The organism is uncultured Chitinophaga sp. (genome assembly GCF_902168175.1).
Taxonomy (GTDB): Bacteria; Bacteroidota; Bacteroidia; order Chitinophagales; family Chitinophagaceae; genus Chitinophaga.
In genome coordinates this window covers 45571-69728 of sequence record NZ_CABHOU010000032.1, presented here as the reverse complement: position 1 = coordinate 69728, position 24158 = coordinate 45571, and the positions used below count along the sequence as shown (strand labels likewise).

Genomic DNA, 24158 nt, shown 5'->3' with positions numbered 1-24158 from the left:
TTATGAGAAATAATTAATAATCAAACTTCCTGTCCACCTTCCGTTCATCTGCACTTATCCCCTCTTTCATCCACCTCGGCATCGGTTTGCCCATCAGGTAGTGATCAAAGTATTGTGCCATACGGGCGGTCCAGTCCTGCTGGCAGGCCAGGTCCTCTACGGTGTGGTTCTGGCCTTTGTAGTTCAGTAACCACGCTGGCTTTTGCAGGCGGCGCATGGCGAGGAACAAGTCCAGGCCCTGGCTGAATGGCACGGCGCCGTCTTTATCGTTGTGGAAAATGAGCAGCGGGCTGCTGATTTTGTCGGCGTTTAAGATGGGCGAATTAGCGAGATAAGCTTCGCGGTCTTCCCATAGTGTTTTGCCGATGCGATACTGATCGACTTCCGTTTTAAACATGCCCGGCGCGCCGTTCGCCCTGAGAGCGGTGTAGTTGTAAACTATGTTCACGATACCTGCACCGACATTAATACACCTGAACATGGACGTACGGGTAGCAATATAGGCCACTTCGAAACCAGCAAAACTATGCCCCTGCAGTCCTATGTGTTCCTTGTCTGCAATGCCCCTTGCAATCAGCTCCTGCGTACCGCTGACTACCGCGTTATACGCATCTTCCCCGGGTTTACCTACACCGAAATGTACGTCGGGGCGGAATACTATATAACCTTTGCTTACGAAAGTAGCAATATCAATCGTACTGGAACTGTAACCCGGCGCAAGATAGTTATGCAGGTCATTGGAATGCGTTTCGTAGAAGTCTACGATAACGGGGTATTGTTGAGAAGCATTGTAGTTTTCCGGTAAGTACAGAAGGCCCTGGTTAGCAACACCGTTAAAATTCTTCCATTCTATAACTTTAGCGGTGCCCCAGTTATATTGTTGTTGCTGTGGATTGATATTGGTCAGTCGTTTGGCGGCCTTCATTTGCCCGTTCGCCCACCATAAATCGGGGAACTGCGAAAAGCTTTGGCGACTGAATAAGAAGGCATTATTTGTTGATGCAGCTACTTTAACGGAATAACCGGCTTCGTCTACCAGCGTTTCCACCTTTTTAAAGGGCGTAAAACGATAAACACCATCTGACTTCGTGTGTTCGTTAAAACCGCTAAGCAACAACGAGGCCGTAGGATCAATCTGTGCGCGATAGGGCGTACCCTGGAAACGCAGCGCCACCTTATGTTCCCGGCCGAAACCGTTCGTAAGGCTACGGGGTTTGGTGGCGCCGGTAAGATCTACCGCCCACAGGTCGTAGCGGTCATAGAGTACCACTGTATTGCCTTCGTTAAGCCAACCTGCAATACCGTAAGCGCTTTGCATTCGCTCCATATCGGCCAGCTCGTCGTGTACCGGGTAACCGATAGCGGCCGAGATGTTGGAAAATGTGCCGGACTGCGGGTCCAGCAATAACCAGGCGCGTTCTTTATCGCTGTACATAAGCGCGAACCGGCCGTTAGGGCTCCATTGCGGTTTGTCGGTTACATCCTTCGCAATCAACTTACGTTCGCCCGTCCTCACATTCACCTGGTAAACGTCCAGATGCGTATCGTAGGTCCAGTCGGTAGCCAGCCTGTAAGGTTTTTCATCTATGTATACCGCATAATGAAATGCCGGTGCAGATGGGGCGAGCAATATACCTGAAAACTCGGGGGCGACTTCCACCAGCTGCCTGGTGTCGAGATGATATACAAATTTGGCGTCGTCCATCATTGTACGGCTGTATACCCCCCTGCGCTGCCGGCGTTGGGAAACAGCTTCGTTCCAGGTCCACAACTCCAGATCTACTGCCCTGGGGTCCGTCTTAGCAGGCGGTTGGGGCTTAGATTGATAACTGAGGTCCAGCACCAGTTGTTTGGTGGCAGGCGTTATTTCATACGCTCTGGGCCTCAGCTGGTAGCCTGCCGGCACTTTAATGTCGTTAAAGTCCATCAGCAACTGCGGCTGGCCGCCCTTCAGGGAGAAGTAATAAAGTTCGGTACCGTTGGTATAAGTGCCTTCCTGTTGTTCCTTATTAAACGAATAATCAGTCACTTCTCCCCTGGAAACAACTGCCTGCAAGCCTTTTAACGGACCGGCAAATAGTTCTTTTCCCTTCTGATAAATCACCTGGTTTCCAAACAACGTTACACGGCTTACACCGGGCAATACGGTGCTGTCATTGGTATCTACATTCCATATCACGGCATGTGTACGGTCGGAGTAGGTTAACAGCGGGGAGGTTTCGGTGGTCAGCACAAAACTGCTTTTGTTCCATTGTACCTGCTTACCGTCTTTCAGGCGGGTAAGCAGCAGGGAGTCCTGCTTCTTGTACCGCATCCATTTTCCACTATTGAAGAAGGTGATATCCGATACATTGTCCATCACTACATCCTTACCGGTTGCGATGTTCCTGATATGGGTTTCGGACGTTTCGCCATCGGTAATGCCATATACCACCCACGCACCGTCGTACGACATGGCGGGATTGCTGGTGCGCCTCCATTGCTTATAATCTGCCGTATCCAGCACTTTCTTTTGCGCCATGGCCGGCAGTGTTATAATGCCTGCGGCCAGTATCAGCATTAGTTTCCTCATGATTGCTCCGCTTTTAATATTTCGATTACATAAGACAGTTCATCGGCCAGTCCGCTGGGGCTGCCCAGATAACCTTCAGAGGTGTAACGGATCATGCCGTTCTTCACCACTACTTTACGTGGAATGGCAGATGAATGAAATACAGGCACCATACTTTTGAATACACGGTCGAGACCTTTTGTTTCCGGGTTTTCATCATCATATAAAACATTAAAAGTAAAACCGGAAGAGCCGATGTACTTTTTGATATCTGCTTTATAATTGTCGGAACGCTCCATTGTAGCAATAAAATAAAAGGCTACCGAAGCATCGTTTTTGTATTTGTTTACCGCCAGCTGCATGCCAGGGAAGGCCATTTTGCAGGGAAAACACCAGGTAGCCCAGTAGTCAATCACTACGATCTTATCTTTCCAGTCGGCGCTGTTTATGGTATTACCATTGAGGTCCTGCAAGCGGAACTGGGTAATCGGTGCATTTATCAGTTTTGATTTGATATCCGCTTTAATCGTCGCCACATCAGCCGCTGGTTTAAGTGATTCGAGGTAGGCATCGAATGTTTCAGGTTTACCTTTGTAAGCCTTTTTCAGTTTTTCGATAATCAGCGGTGTTGCGGCATTGGCGTGTACACTTGCTTCCATCTCTGCGGTCAGCTGTTTTTTACCACCGGTATTTTCCAATATGGTGATGCGCGCTTCATTAAGGCTCGCGTTTTTGTATTTGTTTTTCGCCGAGATCTGCGACAGGTAACCTGCTGCCTCTTTATAACTTTTCTTCTTCACCAGCATACCGACATGTACCCCCAGTTTGCTGTCCAGCTGCTCCTGTGCCAGTGCTTCGGCTTTTAACGGGGTGTAGCGATCATTTTCCATGAAGGAAAGGTCGTGCTGCTTTTTCACCATTTCATCGATCACCAATACGGAGAAAGGAATCAGCTTTTCAACCGGGCCTTTGCCGGTAATAAATGAACCTTCAAAGTTATGATGGTATACTTCGGTGAGTGTTCTGAAGTCCAGTTCCGGCAGCAGTTGCACCAGTTTATCTTTCATGCCCTTTGCCACGTAAGCTGCGGCCACAGTACGGTAAGTATTGTAATAAACAAAGTGTTGTGTAACGGGGGTATCCCTCCTGAATTCAGCTACCGGAAAGTCTTTGAGGAACTGTTCCAGCGCAGCCAGTTTCTTTTCGTCCATTGGCATTGCGTTCAGTTCATTGAAACGCTGGAAGCGGGCAGTTCTGCCGTTCGGGAACCTGGCCAGCATTACTTTACGAATGGAGTCAGCCTTTACGGTATTCTTCAGCTGGAACCTGTAGGTATCGTGAATGGTGTTGTAGTTCATTTCGGTAAGACCGTGAAACTTACCGAACCTCTCCAGGTTACGGGGTGCTTTTTCGGCAAACTCGTCGCCCAGCGATATTTTCAGCATAGCGATGTAGCTGTCGAAGAAACGGGGCATGCTGTCGGGGAAATACTCCATCTCTTTGCGCACCCACATTTCCAGCGCTTCATCGCCTATCTCAAATTTATTGAAGTAACCACCGGGTGCTTTATTAAACGAAGGTTTCCTGAAAGTACCCCAGGCCAGTGCGCTGCCCGGCACACGGCCGCCGTTTTTACCAACGGTGGTCACCACGTAACCGCGATCGTTGTTATTATCGGCCACACCGGCTTCATCTACCAGTTTAACAGCTACAAATGCGCAGTTCTCCGGCAGCGTGTAAGTGCCAGTCCACTGGCCGTTCTGCTGTTTAAACACCAGGTCATCTGTTTTCCACCTGTAGTTGGAGAACAGGTAAATCAGTCCGTTCACTTCCTGTTTACCTTCCAGTGGTCCTCCTGCGGGATTGTAACGCAGCTGCAGGGTACTACCCGCCACAGGCGTTTCCAGTCCTTTCAGGCGACTGCTGTCCTGGCCTGATACCGATCCTCCGGCAGCCAGCAATGCGGCTACCACGCTTAACCATTTTCTCATCTTAAAGATCTGTTTTGGCATGATACGCCCAGGAGCGTATGAACGCTCCCGGGTAATACCATGAATTATGATTGATTATCGATTTTAACGGGGACTCTGTTCTATTTCGGGGTTCAACAGGATGTATTTCGGGCCAATCGGGTAGATGTACCGGTTGCTGTTAGGTTCCAGTGTATAATCCACCCCCCTGAAACGGCGGGTCACTGTTTTCGCGAAGGCGGCATCTTTGTTCAGTCGCTTCTGATCGAACCACCTTAAACCTGTACCGAAGAACTCGCGTTTCCTTTCATTCACCACGTTCTCCAGCGCCTGCTGCGGCGTACCCGGGGTAAGCGCTACATAATCGGCGGTTTTAAAACGTTTCTGACGCAGTGTGTTCAGGATGTCCGTGGCGGTACCGGCATCATTGGAACGAGCGGCCACTTCGGCTTTAATGAGCATCATTTCAGGAACACCGGGACCTTGCGTAACCGTATTGGTTTCGCGGCTCGACTTCTGCCGCCAGTAGCCAAACCCGTTAAATGCCGGGGCAAAACTGGCGCCTGGCCTTACGAACAGGGTATAACGAAGATCTTTGGTACCCAGCAGCGATAACACGGCGGTATCAATCTGCACACCGGCAAATGGATAAGCGCCCGCGTTAATTTTTGAGAAGATCACTTCAGGATCTACCAGGCGGTAAGGTACGTTGGATGTATATGTTTGCAGGTCGAGCAGGCCGCTTTTCAGCGTGAGTACCTGTTCGGCGTAACTGCGTGCGCTTGCAAAGTCGCGCGTCATCAGGTAGGTACGGGCCAACATGGCATAGGCGGCGGCTTTCGACGGACGGGTATTGTAGTCGGGCAAAGCCGGCAGCGCATCTACGGCCTGTTTCAAATCACTGATGATGCGGTCGTACACCACGGATACCGTAGCGCGGTTAAGTGGGGCGTACAGGTCGGGCGTTAACAGCAGTGGTACGGCGAGGTCGTTGGCAGCCGTAGCACTATCGTACTGCGGGGCGTAGATATTCACCAGGCACCAGTAGGCATAAGCGCGGTGAGTGAGGGCTTCTGCATACAACTGCTGCTTGTCCGTATCCGTACCGTTTTTGCTGTCCATTACACCCGCCAGTACTTCATTACAGGTGTAAATAGCTTTATATAATTTCTCCCAATCAGTATCACCTTGTGTATCGCCCCAGTACTGGGTTGCCCAGGTGTAAGCGTTAGATTGAATATCGGCCAGTGACACTTGTTTGTTGGAGTCGAGCAACCTGGTATCATCACCCGAATAAATGGGCATGAAAAACCCGGCTTCCAGCTGCGAGTTATTATCCAGTACAGCGCGGTAATCTTTGGTGTAAATCAGTGTTCTTTTGCCGATCTGGTCTATTTCCACATACTTGCGGCAGGCAGTGGTCAATAACGCAACGGCGGCTATGATATATATGGCAATTCTCATGTTGATCGTCTTTAGAAGGTGGCGTTAATGTTGAACATAAAGCTGGTAACCGGCGGCAGCGAATAGTAGTTCGCATTCGCGTTCACGTACTCAGGATCGATACCGTCTTTATTGGCTCGCCAGAGAATACCCAGGTTACGGGCGTTGGCGCTTACACCCAGGGCTTTGAACACCCGTTTAGGTAACAGCTGCTGCGGGAAATTGTACCCCAGTGATATTTGCTGCAGGCGTACGTTGTTCGCATTTCTGACCAGTTTATCGGAGTTCGCGTAACGGTTGGTACTGTTAAAGTTTACATTGCTCAGGCCCGGTACATATGTATCAGCTTCATCGCCCGGCTGGCGCCAGCGGTCGGCCAGGTCGGCCTGGCGGCCCAGAGAACCGGAGTAGGCGCCTACGAAGTTAGGATAGTTGGTAACCGCAGGTTTCATGAAAATGTGCCCCATGTAATACGTCATTTGTACACCCAGTTCCAACTGTTTGTAGCGGAAAGTATTAAAGAAGCCGCCATGGTAAGGCGCCACCTTAATACCTGCATATTTCATATCTGCTATGCCAAAAGTGGAAGGCAAAGTAGTGGTATTAGTGATGATCTTATTATCGCGGTCGTAGATCTGCGTTTGTCCTTTATCGTCAAGACCGGCAGAGCGGTACACGAAGCTGGCGCCCAACTGGTAACCTTCCATCGGGTTTCCGTTCAGGAGATTATTGAGTATGTTCGTTTTGTAACGACTGTCGGTCACCTTCGTTTTACCGTACGAGAAGTTGAATACAGAGCTGATGCTCCAGTTCTTTTCATCCAGCGGTTTGCCCGAAATACCGAACTCGAAACCATGGCTCTTCAGCGTTGCGGTATTAAAACTAAGGTTACTCCATCCGTAAGTCGGATTGTACGGCAGGCTTACGATAATACCTTCACTGTTTTTAGTGTAGGCATCGGCGCTTATTGATAACCTGTTGTTCAGCAAACGGAGATCGGCACCAAAGTTCCAGGTTTTGGTAAGCTCCCATCCTAATCCCTGGTTGGCAGGGAAAGAGATGGTACCTATCGGCAGTTGCGTACTTGGATCAGTAGCGTTTAGCTGCAGGATAGTAACGTTGTTACCCGCCAGCGGAACAGAACCGCCTGTACCGTACGTTACTCTCAGGTCCAGTGCGTCCATCCAGGTGGCGCCCTGCATAAAGGCTTCCTGCCCCAGGCTCCATTTACCACCTGCCGACCAGAAAGGTTTTGCCCGTTTGCTGCGCTCTAAGCCCAGCAGGGTATAATCATCAAAACGCAGACTGGCAGAAAGGTTATAGCGGTTTTTGTAAGTATAACCTGCATTACCGAACCAGCTCAGGTAACGGTTTTTCTGTTCCTGCACGCCACCGGTATTATCGCCTATCTGCTGCGACCAGCCGTACATCGTTGGCAGCGCTACGTTAGGATTGATCGTAGCAAAACTGTTCGCATCCGCATCATAACCGTAACGGGTGGTGCCATAACTTTTGTTGTAACTCTCCCTGATCTCACCGCCGGCAATAACACTCAGCTGATTCTCCGCGTTAAAGCTGTGGTTGATGTTGAGTACACCACGCAGGTTATAGTCGTACGCAGACCCGTCGTTAAGTGAATAGCGCCCGCCATACGGAAGGTTATAAACAGGTTTGCCCGTAGCGGTATTCAATGTGGTGTAAGTATTGACCAGCACCCGGCCATTGTAGCTGTTCACTTCATCAATAAACAAAGAGTTATTGTTCGTTCGCTGGTACATGCCCGACACGTCGAAGTTAGCCCAGTTAGTGAGTTTGAAGGTAAGACCTGCCGTAAGGCGAAGCTGCTGGGTGGTCGCTTTCGAGTTAGAGTAGTCCAGTTCATCGATCGCATTATAAGTAAAAGGCAAATAACCTCTCGTCACCAGGCTGTCGCTTACTTCCTGTCTCATGGTGAGCGAGCGGCGGATACGGTTGCCGTTTTCATCCACCAGCATGTCGTAAGGACGAAGACCTGTACCAAACTGGCTGAGGGCGTTGCTGGCCGACTGGTTCGTTTTAGAAACAGAAGTCTGGTAAGCAAAGCCCGTTCTCAATTTCACGAATTTATTAAACAGGTCGTTTGTAAAGTTGCCCGACACAAAGGTGTTGCTGGCGCTGTTGGCACGATAAATAGGCTGATCGTTGGTATAACCGCCGGAAATGTAGTAAGAATTGTTTTCGCCGCCACCGGAAATCGACAGGTTATACTGCTGGTTTACGGCATTACGCATCAGGTACTTTTCGATCTGGCCGAAGTTGCTGCGTTGTGCAATGGCAGCAATCGCGGCATCTGCTTCTGCCTGCGTAGCCTGTCCCCTCTTTACTTTATAGTACCATTCCTGCACATCACTTGGATTAGGCGTTTGCAACATCGAGAACTGGTAGCCCGGCTGTGATTTGGCATCTACCAAAAATCCTTTCTGCAACATTTCCAGTTCGAGGTCTACATATTCGGCACTCGTCATCCAGTTAAGGTCCTTCATGTCGGCCGGTTTGGAAACACCCAATGTGGCGGAAAAGTTAATAGTGGGTGCAGCGCCTCTTTTACCCTTTTTAGTTTCGATCACGATCACCCCATTAGCACCGCGGGCACCCCAGATAGAAGTCGCAACTGCATCTTTCAGGAAAGTGATCTGTTCTATATCGTTTGGGTTAAAAGAGCTTAAGATGGCATTATTAGACATCGTAGAGGTACTGCGTGTAGTAATGTTTTGTTTGTCGCCGGAGGGTATTTGCGGGAAGCCGTCAATGACGATGAGCGGTGCATTACCGGAAGTGGCGTAGGTATTCGTAGTACGGATCTGTACCTGGCTGCTCTTCACATCAAACCTTACGCCGGGCACTTTTCCTTCCAGCCTTTCGAGGATATCGCGGGTAGGCACTTCCGCCAGTTCTTTTGCGGTAATTACGCTATAGGAGCCCGTAGCGCGTTCTTTAGAGATGGTCTGGTAACCGGTAGACACTTTAATATCTACCGCTTCCATTTCTACCGTTTCACGCTGCAGTACGATCGTAAGGTCGGTACTGTTCGCGATTTTTATTTCCTGTGATTTGAAGCCAACGTAGGTGATCACCAGTACATCACCGATGTTTACGTCGATCTCGAAACGCCCGTCTTCCTTATTGATAATGGACCTGGCAGTACCCTTTACCTTGATGGTAGCACCCGAAAGCACGCCGCGTCCGTCCGTTACAATACCCTGCACCGGAACGGTTGCCGGGGCTGGCGCCACGTATGGCAAACTCACCTTTTTGCTGACGAAAATGGTTTGTTCACGTAAGATGTACTCCAGTGGTTGTCCTTTAAAAATAACATCGAGAAATTCGTCCAGCGGCATGTTTGTCGCTGTTACATCTACGGCTGGCGCTTTTTTGAGTAATTCAAGATCACAAAAAATGTGGTAACCCGTTTGCTTACGGATGGTTTCAAAAGCCTTTTCGAGGCTGATGCTTTTTCCCGAGAGCGTTACAGACTGGGATACGCCTTTGGCGCTTACCCCCATGATGGCCACTGTTAAGAGTACGATGGTTAGTTTCATCACTAACAGAATTTTGGTCCCAAGGCCGCTACCGGCCTTACTTACAGATTTGGTTGAAAACCGGTGGCTGTGCATGTTGCATATGGACATAACACGCCCGTTCCGGTTACAAGAAGCAATTTTTTGCATAACTTGCAATTGGTTAGGTTGATTGAAAAACAGTTCCCTCAATTATTGTCTATCGTTCACCCTGACTTTGGCCGCTCTGAATCTCACCTCAGAGCGGTTTTCGTTTATAGGGATAAAACTCGTTTGTTACGGCAATACCACCAGCCGTTTCTCGTTTTCCAGTCTGAAATGCAATCCAGATGCTTTTAGTCCTTCCAATACCTGCGAAAGATTAAGGTTACGGCCTATTTCACCGTAGAATTTGTTGTCCGGGATGCCTTTCTCATAAACTACTTCGACATCGTACCATCTTGCGAGCTGTCGCATCACCTCTTCCACCCCCAGCTGATCAAAATTGAAGGTCCCCTCTTTCCAGGCTACTACCTGGGTTACATTTACGGTTCCATTCACTGTTACCCCGTTGGTAATTTCGGCCTGCTGCCCGGGTTGCAGCAATACATTATCCGTTCCTTTGCCGGCACGGATACGGCCTTCGAGCAGCGTGGCCTTAATGCCCGGCTCATCTTTATAAGCATTTATATTAAAGTGGGTGCCTAACACTTCCACTTCTGCATCTTTCATTTTAACCCTGAATGGTTTCGCTGCATCTTTGGCCACTTCGAAATAAGCCTCTCCATCTACCTCCACCGTTCTGTTTTTTCCTGCAAACGCCGTTGGATACTTAATAGCGCTGGATGCGTTCAGCCAAACCTTAGAGCCATCGGGCAGGGTAAGCCGGAACTGACGGGCCGGCGGTGTGCTAATCGTATTTAAAGTACTGCCCGACGCGTTAGCCGCATCGTAGGCGAGTGCTCCATTGTTGATGCTGATGCTGGTGCCGTTCTGGCTGGCTACCACGCCATTACCCAGGCTATCGAGTACAATTTGTTCTCCACCCGCCAGCGTAAGTACCGCGCCATTTTTACCCGGCGCCACATCTACCGCCGGGGCCGTTACTACTACATCCTGCTTATGGGTGGAACGTAATAAGTACACGCTACCCGCCAGCAGCAACACTGCTGCTGCGGCGGCCCACCAAATGCGCGGCTGCATACGGCGTACTTTGGGCTCATCCTTCAAACGTTCCGACAACCGTTGCAGGAACTGTTGGCTGGCTTCTTCGTACGCAGGTGGTAATTCGCCCAGCTGTAATAAACGATGCAGTTCTTCAATATCTACCTGGCGGTACCACGCAAAAAATGCCGGAGCTTCGTGCTCCAATAACTGGCCCGACCGGTATTTATTGATTAATGTAAGTTTCTGCTCGTCGTTCATATATGGGTTTATATACTCCAGACGAAGTGAGGAGAGATTTGTATACTCAATTTTAAAAAAAAGTTATTTTTTTCCGGCCCAGAGGAGGAAGATAAGGGCGAGGGGGCCACCATGCTGCTCCAGCAGCGATTTGAGGGTATGATAGGCGGCGTAATAATGTTTCTTGACCGTCACTACCGCCAGTCCCTGCCGTTCGCTGATTTCCTCGAAACTGAGCCCATCTTCTGTGCGGGCCAGGAAGATATCACGCTTCTGAGCATCGAGGCTGTTAATGGCCCCGGCCACCATTTCGTGCAGTTCCTTATACTCCATATGATCGGCCGATTCCGTATTACCAGCACCCTGCGCAAGCGCATCGAGGGCCTTCAGGTGTACTTTTTTGCGGCGCAGTACATCGAACAGCAGGTTACGCGCTATTTTAAAGGCGTAGTGCTCGAACGACTTTACCAGCAACAGTTTTTCCCTTACGTTCCAGATGCGTAAAAAAGTTTCCTGCAGAATTTCGTCGGTTTCGTCGCGGTCTTTGGTAATAAAGGTAACAGCGGCCTGGAGGTTGGGGTAATAATGCGTGTACAGCTGCGCATAGGCTTGCTGATCGCCGTCGGCGGCTGACCGTACCAGGAGGTGCTCGTTTTCAGTTGGTACGCGGTGGTATGTAGATTGCTGATTGGCCAATTTGGTGCAATATACTGAATTGGTGCGTGTTTTGGCGGGGAGCCGGCACAAAAGAAAGGCCGCAAACTGCGTTTGCGGCCCGTATATTAAATGATGTTTGTTACTCAAGTATGAACGAGAACTGGTCTTGCGGCTGCGTACGCCATGCCAGGTGTTGTGTTTTAGGCGAGATAGCGAACAACGGTGAAAAGGTACGCACCTTCACGGTTTTATCGTCCGGCATAAATTCCAGTATTCTCAGCCAGCCATCTCCCCCATTACCATACCAGCCGCCGCCGAGTGCCTGTGCGTTAAACGCCATCTGCTGCACTTTATTGCCGCCCGCATTCACATCCGTACGGAAACCCATGTGTGCTTTTTCATCGTCCGGCGCGCCGATGTGCCCCGACAGCACCATTTGTATATTACGGGAAGGCTTTACCAGTTTATCGAAAATTGCTTTACCATAGTTGGCATCTTTTACGCCGTAACCTTCTTTAACAATATGCTCATTGGCGGCGCTCAGGTAAGAATGAGTAAGCATGATCACCGTATGCTGTTTATACTTTTCCATGTCTACTACTCTTTTTGCCCAGGCCAGTACTGTGTCCCTGGGGGCGAACTCCAGGTTCAACACCAGAAATTTGCGGCCTTTGGCAGATTTGATCTCGAACGCAGCGTTTTCCAGGGTAGGAATGCCGCCTTCGTTGGTGGTTACTTCGCGAAGCGCCTGCTGGTTCAGGGGATTTTTATCGACCGGGAACCAGGTGTTGAAGTTAGACATCCTGTTTTCAGCCTTCACATAGCCATAATCGTGGTTGCCCGCAGCCGTAACGTAGGGCACCCTGTTATTGAGTCTGTTAAAAGCGCCTGACACGGCAGCCCACTGGGCTTTGCTGGGCTGATTACTGGCCGCGCCGTCAGGATTTATCAGTTCGTTTTGTTCTACGAGGTCGCCGGTGCAAACCACCAGTTTGATATTTAGTTTCTCTATGTTCTCGCTGATCCAGGCGGTCATGAGTTCGAACAACGGCTGATTGCGCGCGTACTTCACGTATGTCTGCGGATCGGGCAGCATGATCATGGTCCAGGAGGTAGAATCGCTGAGCGCGGGGGCGGTATACCTGCCCTGGGCTTGCGACTGCTGGTGGAGGAAAAGCGTAACGAATAGAATAAAAACGACCTGTTTCATGCATGTTTTTTTATTAAGACAAATTCCGGACGGTGTTTAACCATCGGCAGGGTACAATATTACATAGAAAGATACGCGACATTACCACCGGGCAGTTACGAAATTATCAATTCTGCGGCCCCTGTTTGTTATCAAACTGATCGCAACGGCGGAAGGCCATGAACTGTTTTTGGCCGAGGAAAGTGCCCTGCTGCGGCCATGACGCTGCATACTGGCGTACTAAGTGTGTTCCTTCTGCCCAAACCTCGTTGTTGAGCAGGCATTCGGCAATGATCGCATTATCCTGGTACCTGGCCACGTATACTTTCAGCCAGTTTATTTTCCTTTCGGGGATATTGTTGGCCAGTTGTTCTTTAAGCAGTTCGAATATGGGTTCACCGGCAGGCTCCACCTCCCATTGCCCCTGTAACGAAAGTGCACCGGGGCGGGGATGCCATAGTACGCCCTCGAAATCGTTAAAATCGATCTCCGGATCGTGCCCGTCGAGGAAACTGTCGGCAATAGCAGGGAACGTTGTGGCGAGATAGTTATCCAATACTGTTTCCACTTTTTCGTCCAGCGTAGTGCCCACGCCTACGATGTTTTCGAAGATGCCTTCCGGGAAGTAGTCCTTATTTTTCGTGATGACCAGCAGGTGAATGAGGTTGGGATGATAATCGGGCGATTCGATAATGGAGGTCGCGATATCCAGCGCGCCGGACACTGTGAGCTCGTTGGCGGTAGCAGAAATGTTGATCATATATCCCTGTGCCATCAGGCGTTTGGCGAGGACTTGCAGGAGGTATTGGTCTGGGTGCATACGTAGTTGCTTTGTGGGGGCAAAGATAGGGAATGTAGGAGGTTGTTGGTTATTCGCTTTGTGGGGCGGCGTTGCCTGGGTAACACTTACATAATGAATAGTTTTTCCGCCACGAAAAGATCCAGCCATCGTACTTTTTTTGTTGGTAATACCCGCTACCTTTGCTGGTTCATACACTCTCTCATGATATCAGACGTAAAAATATTAGATGTAACCCTGCTCTCCGACAATTGGTTTAAGTTAAGAAAGTTCACTTACGAAGGCACCCAAAAAGATGGCAGTAAGATCGTTCATACGCGCGAGGCGTACGACCGGGGTAATGGCGCTGTGATACTGCTATACAACAAAGATGCGCAAACCGTGGTGCTTACCCGCCAGTTCAGGCTTCCTACGTTTGTTAACGGTAACGCTGATGGTATGTTGATAGAAGCCTGTGCCGGCCTGCTGGACCAGGACAATGCGGAGGATTGTATCAGGCGGGAAACAGAAGAAGAAACGGGGTATCGGATCACCAATATAAAGAAAGTGTTTGAGGCGTATATGTCGCCGGGCTCTGTTACGGAAATACTCTATTTCTTTATCGCGGAGTACAGCCCTGAAATGGAAATACACGAGGGTGGTGGAATAGCCGAAGAAGAGGAAAATATAGAGCGGCTGGAACTGGACTTTCAGGAAAGCTTAGCCATGATGGACGACGGGCGGATAAAAGACGGGAAAACCATTATGTTGCTGCAACACCTGGCCTTAAAGGGACTGATGAACAAATAGTTTTTACTTCGACGACCGTATCGCCTTTATCACTTTCAGCTGTTTGTCGTTCGCGAACTGATCATATTCCTTTGTTTCGCAGGCGTACATGGCCACTTTCCCGTTCCCGTCGTGATGGGTACCCCAGCCGTACCTTTTGCTTAAGGGCGACGTGCGCAGGCAGGGCTGACCTTTTGAGAAGAATTGTTCCCGGGCCTCTTTCAGATCGCTTTTAGCAATATTGTTTTTCATCGCATAACTATGAAACACAATATCGTCGGAGGTGTATTTGTACGGGTTTTCGCAGATCATATCAAACTGTATGTTCGCGATCGTTTTATCATTTTTTACCGGGGGCACCTCACCCTGCGTTGCCTTGCAGTCGTCGGCAACCAGGATAAACACAGACTGGTAATTGGTGGTATGCACTTTCATCGGTACAATATTAGGAAAATACCGGAGAACTGTGGCAGCCGGAGTTTTTGAATTTCGCTATATTTGGCGGTTCACGGGCCACCTAACCAATAAAAATGAATGTAAACGGCGTAGAGTTCTTCGGAGATCTGTTGGAAATCCACCAGGAACAAAACCACTTAGCAGAGAAATACGTCAAGTTCCGGTCACTACTTGAGCGGGCCTGTAAGGACCTGACAGCGCATGAAAGCATCCAGTTCTCCAACCTGTTTTCCCGGCTCAATTACATTTGCGATAAGTATAACCTGAACGGGTATCAAAAATACTGGATCAACGCTTTCCGTATTAATGCCAACCAGGTTTTACAGGGAGGATTACGGCCTGTGGGCGATTGTCCCTATGCGTCGGACCTGCGCGCCTTATGTGATTTTGGCAGGATATGTTTTGAACTTGATATACCGGCAGAACTGCTGGCAGCGGCAAGCCGGTACAAGGACTGCAGAACACAGGTGCCCCGTAGCCGGAAAAGTGAGAAAACAGAGCGGATACGGGTGGAAGTATCATCTGCCGATGAACATTTCATTTATGCTTTCGACGAAGAACATCCCACAGAGGAGCCCATCAGGATAAAACATCATGTACCCGGCATCAACGAGGAATTTAATGACACCGTGGCGCAACTCTGGAAAGGATGCCAGCTGAACCTGGTGGATGTTATTATCGACGAAGAGGGCATTTACATCCCCGACCTGATCATACTGGAACCCGATTACCTGCTGGACATCAGTTCACTGGCGGAGTGTATGAAAGAATATGGCAAACACCCTTTAAACTTTATCCAAAGCAGGTTTGAACCTGCTAAAAACACCAAACACATGTTGCTCGGAAACATAGCCAATATGTTTCTCGACGAATTTGTGAACGAAAAGCAGCAGTCGCCTGTGGTATACGCAAACACCATCAGGAAGGCATTTAAATCGGCCCCGTTTGAATTTGCGACCTGCGAGGGTATTGATCATACCTTTTTCCAGGACACGCAGGTGCAGTTCCAGAACATTAAAAATATCGTCAACAATACTTTCCCCGAAAAACATATTGACCGGGAGAACGCTATACTGGAGCCGAGCTTTATCTGCGAACACCTGGGCGTACAGGGGCGGCTCGATTACCTGCAACTCCAGTCCAGTGGCAGTAAGAAGTTTGTGATTGAATTAAAATCGGGGAAAGCACCTTTTCCTGACACTAACATAGAACTGATAGGGCTGAACCACCGGAGCCAGGCATTCATTTACCAGATCATGATCCAGAAAGTACTGGGCGTTCAGTTCAAAGACCTCAGCACTTTCATCCTGTACTCGAGGTACACCGATCCCACTGCCAACCTTCGTTTAACGGCCCCGTTCATGGCCGCCATTAAAGAGATCATGAACATCCGTAACCTGATCGTGGCAAATGAAAGCTGCATTGCCAGGGATGCCACCGAAACGCAGACCCGCCGTATTGTCGGCACCTTTACGCCCGAAACGCTGATTACGAACGGGCATGTTAAACAGAGCTTCCTCGAAAATTACATCATTCCGCAGATCGAACAGTTCAGCGCTGCTTTCAAAACGGGTAAGGCCATTGAGCTGGCGTATTTCCACAGCTTTTATGCCTTCGTAGCGAAAGAACACTACATCTCCAAAGCGGGCGATACCGAATATACCAGTTCCAAAGGCATTTCTTCGCTGTGGTTGTCGGCCCTGGCAGATAAGATAGAGGCAGGCGAAATACTCACCGATTTAACCATTAAAGATAATCTTACGGAAACCGACTCGCCGGCTATTACGCTTAGTATACCGGGTTATGAGCATAACTTTCTACCCAATTTCCGGCAGGGCGATATTGTGATTTTGTACGAACGAAATACAGAGAAGGATAACGTGACCAACAAGCAGGTATTCAAAGGGGCGGTCCAGTGCATCACCCCAACAGAAATTACTATCCGCGTACGGTACAAACAACGCAACCAGCACGTACTGCCTGTTGCCAGCAAATATGCCGTGGAGCATGACTTCCTGGATTCATCGTACAATGCGATGTACCGTGGCCTGTACGCATTTTTACATGCGAACCAGGACAGGAAGGACCTGTTGTTACACCAACGGCTCCCCGTTCAGGACACCAGCCGGCGGTTGAACAACCACTATATTTCACCGGAAGTAAATGAGATCATCTTAAAAGCCAAACAGGCAAATGACCTGTTCCTGCTGGTGGGACCACCGGGAACAGGCAAAACTTCCATTGCGCTGAAGTCGATGGTGGAAGAGTTTTACAGCGAGCCGGGTTGCAACATACTGCTACTCTCCTACACTAACCGCGCCGTTGATGAAATTTGCGAAGCGCTGGATACGGTGCAGGGCCAACCGCCTTACGTACGTATTGGCAGTGAATTATCCTGCGACCCCAAACACAAAACACGGTTGCTCGACAAGCTGATCAGGGATTGCGATACGAGGGAAAAGGTGAAGGCGGCTATTGAGCGATACCGGATTTATGTGGGAACGGTGGCCTCCCTCTCGGGCAAAAACGAGTTATTTAAACTGAAGCATTTCCAGGTAGCCATTATCGACGAGGCTTCGCAGATACTGGAGCCGGGGCTGCTCGGCATCCTATCTGCGAAAAACGTAAACGGGGGAAATGCGATCGAGAAGTTCATACTGGTAGGCGATCAGAAGCAGTTGCCGGCGGTGGTGCTGCAAAGGGAAGAACAGTCAAGGGTAAACGATCCGCTGTTACAACAGGCGGGCCTGATCAACAGGAACAAATCCATTTTCGAGCGGCTTTACCATCTTCATAAGTCAGATAAAAACTCGCCGGTTTGGGGCATGTTGCACAAGCAGGGCCGCATGCACCCTGACATTGCGCTGTTCCCGAACTATTCCTTTTATAACAGTCAGCTCGATGTAGTGCCTACCCCTCATCAAACGGCGGCACTGGAATACAGTTATTCAGATATAAACAATCCGTTTCATCAGCTCATCACCCGTAAAAGACTGGCCTTTATACCTTCGGAGAAACATAGCGGGGATAAATCGGCCAAGACCAATACTTACGAAGCGCAAATAGTGACCGCGCTGGTAAAACAGATCTACGACCTTTACCAGCAAAGCTTTTCAGCAGAAAAAACGGTCGGGATCATTACCCCTTACAGGAGTCAGATAGCGCTGATCCGCCGCGTGATCCATGAGCTGGGCATTCCTGCGCTGGATGCTATTTCCATTGATACTGTGGAACGTTTCCAGGGTTCACAGCGGGATATCATCATCTATTCCTTTTGCATTAACCAGTTTCACCAGCTGGATTTTTTAGCCAATAATATTGAAGATGAGGGGCAGATTATTGACAGGAAACTGAACGTAGCCATTACGCGGGCGAAGAAGCAACTCTTCGTAATCGGGAATCCTACGATCCTTTCCAATAACCTTACCTACTACCGGTTTATTGAGTTTATCCGTTCCAAGTATGGGTACATACCCGCACAGCCGGATGATTTCCTGGCAGGGCGCTTTAACGTTCCAGCGGCGGGGATGGATATAGAAACAGGGAATAAGGTTTACGAACTGCCGGCAGATTTTGTGCGGGTGTTTAAAGAAGCTGTTGCCGGAGGTACATTGCACCGCGATGCTGACTACATCAGGCTAAACGTGCTGTCGTACGGCAGGGCCAATTTTGACCAGGGTACACTGGAAATTAGTGCTGAGGATAAGGTGGACCTGTATTGCCACTACGAAATGCGCAGGCATTACTGTAGTGCGCTGGCCGTCTTTTCCAGTTTTAATGATTATTTCAGCACGGCATTCAGTCATACCGGCCGGCGCGTCACCTTTATCGATATTGGTTGTGGCCCGCTCACGTCCGGACTCGCTTTCCAGGAAAGCTTTGCAAAACTGCCATTCGACTATATAGGCGTTGATATTTCCAATGCGATGTTAAATAAAGCCCGAACGTTTTCGAAGTCAGGCCTGTTTAGCAGGGATACCAAATTCCTGTTTATCAATTCATTAAACGAAGTAACGGATGATTACTGGAATAGTACGTCCACCCTCTCCGGTACCGTGATACTGAATTTTGCTTACCTGTTTCCCAGTATCTCTAAAGAAGAGACCGAGCGCCTGTCTGTACAAACAAACACCTTACTGGACAAGTACCCATTGAACAAATTCATCGTCATCTGCCAAAACCCCGCCATAGAGAAGCGAAACCGGAATTACAGCATTTTTAAGAAATTAGTGCCTCGCCTCTCTCCCATTGCATCACCGAAAACCCAAACGGTGGGATACCTGGACGCACTAACGGAGGCCTTTGACCGGTCGGAAACCGTTTATTACGAACTGCTGAGCAGCTAATCACTTTACAGAAATTTTCCCGATACGACTTGGCAATCTTTTTACAGAAAGTTACCTTGCGGCCTAAATCGAAGAATAAGAAAAACCAATGACAATTTCTTTATGGATGTACGCCCTGGCTGCAGTGGTTGCCGCGCTTGGCATTTACCTTATCGCCCGGAAAAAGGGTAACGGCAATAAGCAGAAAAACAAATTCAACGCCAGTAACAGCCGCTTCATTATCCTGGCGGGCTCGGAAAACGGCACTACCATGCGACTGGCCACTTCCGTATACGAACACCTGCTGGCTGGCGGACAAAGCGCGTTCCTTACCTCGCTTAATAATTACCAGGCATTTCCGGAGGCGGAGCATCTGCTGGTGCTTACTTCTACTTATGGTTCCGGTGAAGCGCCTATGTCGGCCAAACGGTTCCTGGAATTGCTGCCTACTATCCCGCAAACGCAGAAAATCAAGTTTTCGGTGATGGCCTTCGGTTCTCACAACTACCCCGACTTCTGCCGTTATGGCTTCGATGTACACCTGGCCCTGAGTAAACAGGAATGGGCCGTACCTTTTGTGGAGATACATACCATCGATGACAAGTCGCCCGAACAATCAGACCTCTTTATATCTACCTGGTTCCAACAGACCGGTTTGCCCAAAATGGCCTTACCCGAATACCTGACAAGAGCGCCGCTTGGGCTGAAACCCATGACCGTAATTGCGCGGAGTGAGGCTACCGGAACAGACGGTGCATTCAGCGTACGTTTGAAAACAAAGGCCAGTTTCACTTCAGGCGACCTGTTAGCCATTTACCCTGCGAACGACTACCGCGAACGGCAGTACTCCATCGGTAAAATTGATAATGAGATACAACTGAGCATAAAGCTGCATCCGGACGGCTTTGGCTCCGGTTACATGCACCGCCTGCAGCCAGGCGATGTAATACAGGCCAGGATCGTAGGCAACTACGACTTCTATTTCCCCACCTTTGTACCGAAAGTGATCATGATCGCCAATGGCACCGGCATTTCGCCCTTCCTGGGCATGATTGCCCAGAACAAAGGAAAAATAGAAACACACCTTTACTGCGGTTTCCGCGGGGCCGATTCCTTTTCCCTATACGAAAGCCAGGTGAACCAATTTAAGGAAAACGGCATCCTGAGCGGCCTGCATGTTGCCTATTCAAGAGAAGGCAATAAACAGTACGTTAAAGACTTACTGGAGCGCGATGCTGCATTTATTGCCGACAGCCTGGCCAACGAGGCCGTGCTGATGCTCTGCGGATCGCTGGCAATGCAAAAGGACGTTATGGAATTCCTGGATGCGCTGTGTAAAGAAAAACATGGCAAAAGTATCAGCCATTACGAGTCGCACGGGCAGGTATTGCTGGATTGCTACTAATATTTGAAGAGCTTCACTTTCGGGTGAAGCTTTTTTTTGAGTAGATGCGGGGTACTTTTGGCACAAACTTTTCGGCTACTATACTATGACCACACTAGACACCGTCCTTGCTTTCGCCCGCCAGGCACATGCCGGTCAGATGCGGAAATTTGCGGACGAGCCATACATTCAGCATCCGATCCGTGTAATGGAAGAATGCCGGTCGCGCAACGGTAAGCTGCCGGTACTTTGCGCCGCGTTGCTGCACGATGTATTGGAAGACACTGCCGTTACCCCGGCCGAACTGGAAAGCTTCCTGAAAAACAATATGCCCGGGCCGGAAGCCCTGCACACGTTTGAACTCGTAACAGACCTCACTGATGTATATGTGAAACAGGCCTTTCCGAAAATGAACCGGCGTACGCGGAAGTCGAATGAAAAAGAGCGTATGACAAATATTCATGCAGATGCGCAGACGGTGAAATATGCTGACATTATCGACAACTGCCGGAATATGGCCACGGAGGAGCCGGACTTTGCGCCTGTATTTTTAAGAGAGTGTAAAGGCCTGCTGACATTAATGGATAAGGGCGATACGGTATTGAGGGATAAGGCCATGCACATCGTTAATACAGAACTGGAAAAGTTGAAAGACAGAAGGTGATTGTTTTGCCGCTAATTTTGACAAAAAAAGACCGGCGGAAAGTACACTCCCGCCGGTCGATATTTATAAAAAACCTGACTATTTATTATTCACTGTAATACCGCTGATGCGTGCACCTACGGCATCGAATACCAGGTAAACATCCTGTTTCCCGGCTGTTTCGTCCAGCGGTGCCGTTAACGGGGTTGAAGGTGTTACCTGTGCTTCGGAGTGGCCTATCACTTTACCGTCCACAGCTCCCACTCTCACTTCGAACGCGCCCGGCCCTACACTATTGCTGCCAGTTACCGTTACACTTTTGATGTCCTTCAGATCTGCCTGTTTCAATAATATCCAGGCCTTACCTTCTTTAACAGAAGCTATTGATTTGTCTTTGTTGAATTGGATACCATGCGTACTATCGGCGCTGGCTACCGGCACGTGCGGGTGACGGAGTACCACGATACTTTCCCCGAACTGCGCGGGTGCCAGTTTCGCACCTCTGTCTTTATACGCTGCACGGAAAATATAAGAGCCTTTATTAGTCTGACCCGGTTTTTCCGTAGTGGTATAACTACCGGTAACCGGCAGGTTTTTCTGCACTGGCTTCTTATCACTCAGGCTCAGGATATATTTTACGATAGACCCTACCTGCTCGTTGCTCATGGCGGAGTGTGCGGGCATCATGGCATCGCCCCACACGCCGGAACCGCCGGTGATCACCTTCTTCGTGAGTCGGGCCTGTGCTGTTTTATCGGCTTTATATTTCTCTGCGATCTTTGTAAGAGAAGGCCCGAGTGATGTGGTATTGAGTGCGTGGCAGGCGGCGCAATCGCTCTTTTTGATGAGCGCCTTCGCACCGGCATGCTCTGCCGAAGCATCGAAACGGTTTTGATTTTGTGCGATGACCGTCATATCGTAACCTTCCGACAGGTAATTGATAGAGACAGATACCTGTGCCGGTAGTATGCGCTTAGTGGCCAGGCTACCATCTTCTTTGTCAGATACGGTTACCGCGTACTTAATAATGTTACCGGGAAAAAAGAAGCTGGAGTTACCCTGGGTGAAACCGAATTTTACTTCAGGAATGGCGTTACCAGCTGCAATGTCTACCGACTTACTGTTTTTTGCACCGGCGGTATCGGTTACCGTTAAGGTGGCCCTGTATACACCCGGCGTGGTGAGTACGATTTGCGGACCGGCCGTTTTATAAGACTGTACCAATGCGCCGTTACGGGTTATTTTCCAGTCATATTTCAGTTCGTCGCCATCCGCATCTGTAGTACCTGCCGAGCTTAACTGCACTTTCAGCGGTAACGCACCTGCTGTAATATCGGCCGATACCTGTACGGCCGGTTTACGGTTGCCGCCGTTGTATTCTATTTTAATGAGTTCCGCTTCCGGGTTGTCTTTGAAGTAACCGTTACCATATTCCAGGATATACAATGCGCCATCGGGGCCGAACTTCATGTCGATCGGGCCGCGCAGCGTCAGGTTAGGCATGAAACGTTCCATGGATACAAACCTGCCGTCCTGGTCAAGTGTTACGGCATTAATCCAGCCGCGCACCCAGTCGGTGATCAGCCATTTGCCTTCGTAGTATGCAGGGAACAGGCTTTTCGCTGCTTTGCCAAAGTCCGAGCGATAAAAGATAGGGCCGCCTACTGCGCTTCGCCCGCCGCTGCCTGTTTCCGGGAATTCTTCACTGGCTGCGTACGGGTACCAGATCAGCGGATGTTCTACAGGAGGTAATACCGTGAGGCCGGTATTGTTTGGAGAATTATTTACGGGCTGCTGCGCATCCCACAAAGGGCCCGACTCTTTGGTAGCAAAGTTGTAATAACGGTACGCTTCCCTGCCGTTGAAATAAGGCCAGCCGAAGTTACCTGCCTTCTTCGCCATATTGAACTCGTCATATGAGCGCGGGCCTCTTAATTCAGAGGGATTAGAGCCATCGGGCCCCACTTCACCCCAGAACAACCATCCCGTTTTACTATCGATCGTGAGCCTCCAGGGATTCCTGTTACCCATGGTGTATATCTCGGGACGTGTTTTTTCCGTGCCTTCAGGGAACAGGTTACCCATCGGAATGGTATAACGTCCATTTGCTTCCGGATGGATACGAAGGATTTTGCCGCGCAGGTCGTTGGTGTTACCAGACGACTTCTGTGCATCCCTTGGACTTTCGCCTGGGCGTTCATCGATCGGTGTAAATCCGTCTGACGAACGGGAGAAGGTATTATCGCCCGTGCTCAGGTACAGGTTGGCATCTTTGTCGAACACCATTCCTCCACCCACATGGCAGCACTCTTCGCGCTGTACGGGTACCTCCAGCACCGTTTTTTCTGTAGCCATATTGAGCGCACCACCCAGCCAGGTAAACCTCGAAAGCCGGTTTACAGGCTTTGATTTGGGAGAGTAATACACATATATCCAGTGATTTTTAGCATAGTTGGGATCGAGGATTACGCCCTGCAGCCCGTCTTCCCCTTCTGAATGTTCCCCTTTTTTACTCACGTATTCGCGGCTTACATTAAACGTGGCGATCACCTGCATTTTGCCCGTAGCCGGATTATAGACCTTCATTTTACCTTTACGCTCAGCGTACAACACCCTGCCGCCTTCCAGTACCTGGAACTGCATAGGTTCTTCCAGCTTTTGCTGTAATACTACTTTTGTAAAACGATTTTCATCTGGCTTTGCCGCCTCTTGCCCTTTAACAACGTGGATAGACGCCATCAGCAATACCGGCGCCAGGTACTTAAAATTTCTCATGTAAAATAAATATTTACGCTTCGTTCCAGCTTATACAATGTTCCGTATTATCAAACAGACAAGTGAAAGGCAGTTGGCGCCATCCGGCGTTTTTTTTAATAATGCGAACTTATAAAAATAGTACCTGGGGTTGACTAATGCAATATGTAAGGAAAAGCTTGTTGACGCAGGACCAGATTTTGATAAAAAAGTATTACCCCTTCTGTATGTGCTGCAGTCTGTTACAGCAGGGGCAGACAACACTCAACTTCTCCGGGC

The 24158-nt window shown here is 49.4% G+C and carries 14 protein-coding genes; 4 read left to right on the top strand and 10 right to left on the bottom strand.

Translation table 11 applies throughout. The features are described from left to right. Window positions 1–13: 13 nt before the first annotated feature. The 8 genes from QZT80_RS06970 to QZT80_RS06935 all read right to left on the bottom strand — a co-directional run bounded on the left by QZT80_RS06970 (window position 14) and on the right by QZT80_RS06935 (window position 13570). Window positions 14–2572, bottom strand: coding sequence for a prolyl oligopeptidase family serine peptidase (locus QZT80_RS06970; protein WP_295119664.1), 2559 nt, complete (start codon window positions 2570–2572; stop codon window positions 14–16). After that, a complete protein-coding gene (locus QZT80_RS06965; RefSeq protein WP_295119661.1) occupies window positions 2569–4542 on the bottom strand; it encodes a TlpA disulfide reductase family protein in 1974 nt (657 codons plus the stop codon). Before QZT80_RS06965 ends, QZT80_RS06970 begins: the two co-directional genes overlap by 4 nt. A gap of 84 nt (window positions 4543–4626) precedes the next feature. Next, window positions 4627–5985 (bottom strand): RagB/SusD family nutrient uptake outer membrane protein, encoded by a 1359-nt coding sequence (locus QZT80_RS06960; protein WP_295119658.1) that lies wholly within the window; start codon window positions 5983–5985, stop codon window positions 4627–4629. 11 nt (window positions 5986–5996) lie between these two features. Beyond that, window positions 5997–9542: a SusC/RagA family TonB-linked outer membrane protein gene (locus QZT80_RS06955; RefSeq protein WP_295119655.1), complete on the bottom strand. Its 3546-nt coding sequence runs from the start codon at window positions 9540–9542 to the stop codon at window positions 5997–5999. Window positions 9543–9797: 255 nt separating this feature from the next. After that, complete coding sequence (locus tag QZT80_RS06950; protein WP_295119653.1) at window positions 9798–10925, bottom strand: FecR family protein; 1128 nt, start codon at window positions 10923–10925, stop codon at window positions 9798–9800. Window positions 10926–10988: 63 nt separating this feature from the next. Further along, complete coding sequence (locus QZT80_RS06945; RefSeq protein ID WP_295119650.1) at window positions 10989–11600, bottom strand: sigma-70 family RNA polymerase sigma factor; 612 nt, start codon at window positions 11598–11600, stop codon at window positions 10989–10991. A 100-nt stretch (window positions 11601–11700) separates the two neighbouring features. Next, complete coding sequence (locus tag QZT80_RS06940) at window positions 11701–12771, bottom strand: metallophosphoesterase (protein WP_295119647.1); 1071 nt, start codon at window positions 12769–12771, stop codon at window positions 11701–11703. A gap of 106 nt (window positions 12772–12877) precedes the next feature. Further along, the gene (locus QZT80_RS06935; protein WP_295119644.1) at window positions 12878–13570 is read right to left on the bottom strand and encodes a DUF6348 family protein; all 693 of its coding nucleotides are present in this window, start codon (window positions 13568–13570) and stop codon (window positions 12878–12880) included. Between the two features lie 183 nt (window positions 13571–13753). On the opposite strand from QZT80_RS06935, the gene nudK reads away from it, so the two are divergent. After that, window positions 13754–14338 carry a GDP-mannose pyrophosphatase NudK gene (nudK, locus tag QZT80_RS06930; RefSeq protein WP_295119641.1) on the top strand — a complete coding sequence of 195 codons (585 nt, stop codon included), beginning with the start codon at window positions 13754–13756 and terminating at the stop codon, window positions 14336–14338. 3 nt (window positions 14339–14341) lie between these two features. On the opposite strand, the gene QZT80_RS06925 is transcribed toward nudK, so the two are convergent. Beyond that, entirely contained in the window at window positions 14342–14752 is a 411-nt protein-coding gene (locus QZT80_RS06925; RefSeq protein ID WP_295119638.1) for a DUF6157 family protein, read from the bottom strand. Between the two features lie 95 nt (window positions 14753–14847). Between QZT80_RS06925 and QZT80_RS06920 the strand changes: the two genes are divergently transcribed. From QZT80_RS06920 to QZT80_RS06910, 3 genes are all read left to right on the top strand, one after another. Then, window positions 14848–19119: an AAA domain-containing protein gene (locus QZT80_RS06920; protein ID WP_295119635.1), complete on the top strand. Its 4272-nt coding sequence runs from the start codon at window positions 14848–14850 to the stop codon at window positions 19117–19119. Between the two features lie 88 nt (window positions 19120–19207). Continuing rightward, the gene (locus QZT80_RS06915; RefSeq protein ID WP_295119633.1) at window positions 19208–20503 is read left to right on the top strand and encodes an NADPH cytochrome P450 oxidoreductase family protein; all 1296 of its coding nucleotides are present in this window, start codon (window positions 19208–19210) and stop codon (window positions 20501–20503) included. Between the two features lie 85 nt (window positions 20504–20588). Then, a complete protein-coding gene (locus QZT80_RS06910; RefSeq protein ID WP_295119630.1) occupies window positions 20589–21146 on the top strand; it encodes an HD domain-containing protein in 558 nt (185 codons plus the stop codon). A gap of 78 nt (window positions 21147–21224) precedes the next feature. Here QZT80_RS06910 and QZT80_RS06905 read toward each other — a convergent pair whose 3' ends face one another. Beyond that, window positions 21225–23900 carry a PQQ-dependent sugar dehydrogenase gene (locus QZT80_RS06905; protein ID WP_295119627.1) on the bottom strand — a complete coding sequence of 892 codons (2676 nt, stop codon included), beginning with the start codon at window positions 23898–23900 and terminating at the stop codon, window positions 21225–21227. Window positions 23901–24158 lie beyond the last annotated feature (258 nt).

Bases quoted from the DNA above. Each gene is read 5' to 3' on its own strand.
- QZT80_RS06955 (WP_295119655.1), bottom strand. From the start codon at position 9,542: ATGAAACTAACCATCGTACTCTTAACAGTGGCCATCATGGGGGTAAGC.
- QZT80_RS06965 (WP_295119661.1), bottom strand. From the start codon at position 4,542: ATGAGAAAATGGTTAAGCGTGGTAGCCGCATTGCTGGCTGCCGGAGGA.
- QZT80_RS06970 (WP_295119664.1), bottom strand. From the start codon at position 2,572: ATGAGGAAACTAATGCTGATACTGGCCGCAGGCATTATAACACTGCCG.
- QZT80_RS06940 (WP_295119647.1), bottom strand. From the start codon at position 12,771: ATGAAACAGGTCGTTTTTATTCTATTCGTTACGCTTTTCCTCCACCAG.
- QZT80_RS06920 (WP_295119635.1), top strand. From the start codon at position 14,848: ATGAATGTAAACGGCGTAGAGTTCTTCGGAGATCTGTTGGAAATCCAC.
- QZT80_RS06950 (WP_295119653.1), bottom strand. From the start codon at position 10,925: ATGAACGACGAGCAGAAACTTACATTAATCAATAAATACCGGTCGGGC.
- QZT80_RS06905 (WP_295119627.1), bottom strand. From the start codon at position 23,900: ATGAGAAATTTTAAGTACCTGGCGCCGGTATTGCTGATGGCGTCTATC.
- QZT80_RS06935 (WP_295119644.1), bottom strand. From the start codon at position 13,570: ATGCACCCAGACCAATACCTCCTGCAAGTCCTCGCCAAACGCCTGATG.
- QZT80_RS06915 (WP_295119633.1), top strand. From the start codon at position 19,208: ATGACAATTTCTTTATGGATGTACGCCCTGGCTGCAGTGGTTGCCGCG.
- nudK (WP_295119641.1), top strand. From the start codon at position 13,754: ATGATATCAGACGTAAAAATATTAGATGTAACCCTGCTCTCCGACAAT.
- QZT80_RS06960 (WP_295119658.1), bottom strand. From the start codon at position 5,985: ATGAGAATTGCCATATATATCATAGCCGCCGTTGCGTTATTGACCACT.
- QZT80_RS06925 (WP_295119638.1), bottom strand. From the start codon at position 14,752: ATGAAAGTGCATACCACCAATTACCAGTCTGTGTTTATCCTGGTTGCC.
- QZT80_RS06910 (WP_295119630.1), top strand. From the start codon at position 20,589: ATGACCACACTAGACACCGTCCTTGCTTTCGCCCGCCAGGCACATGCC.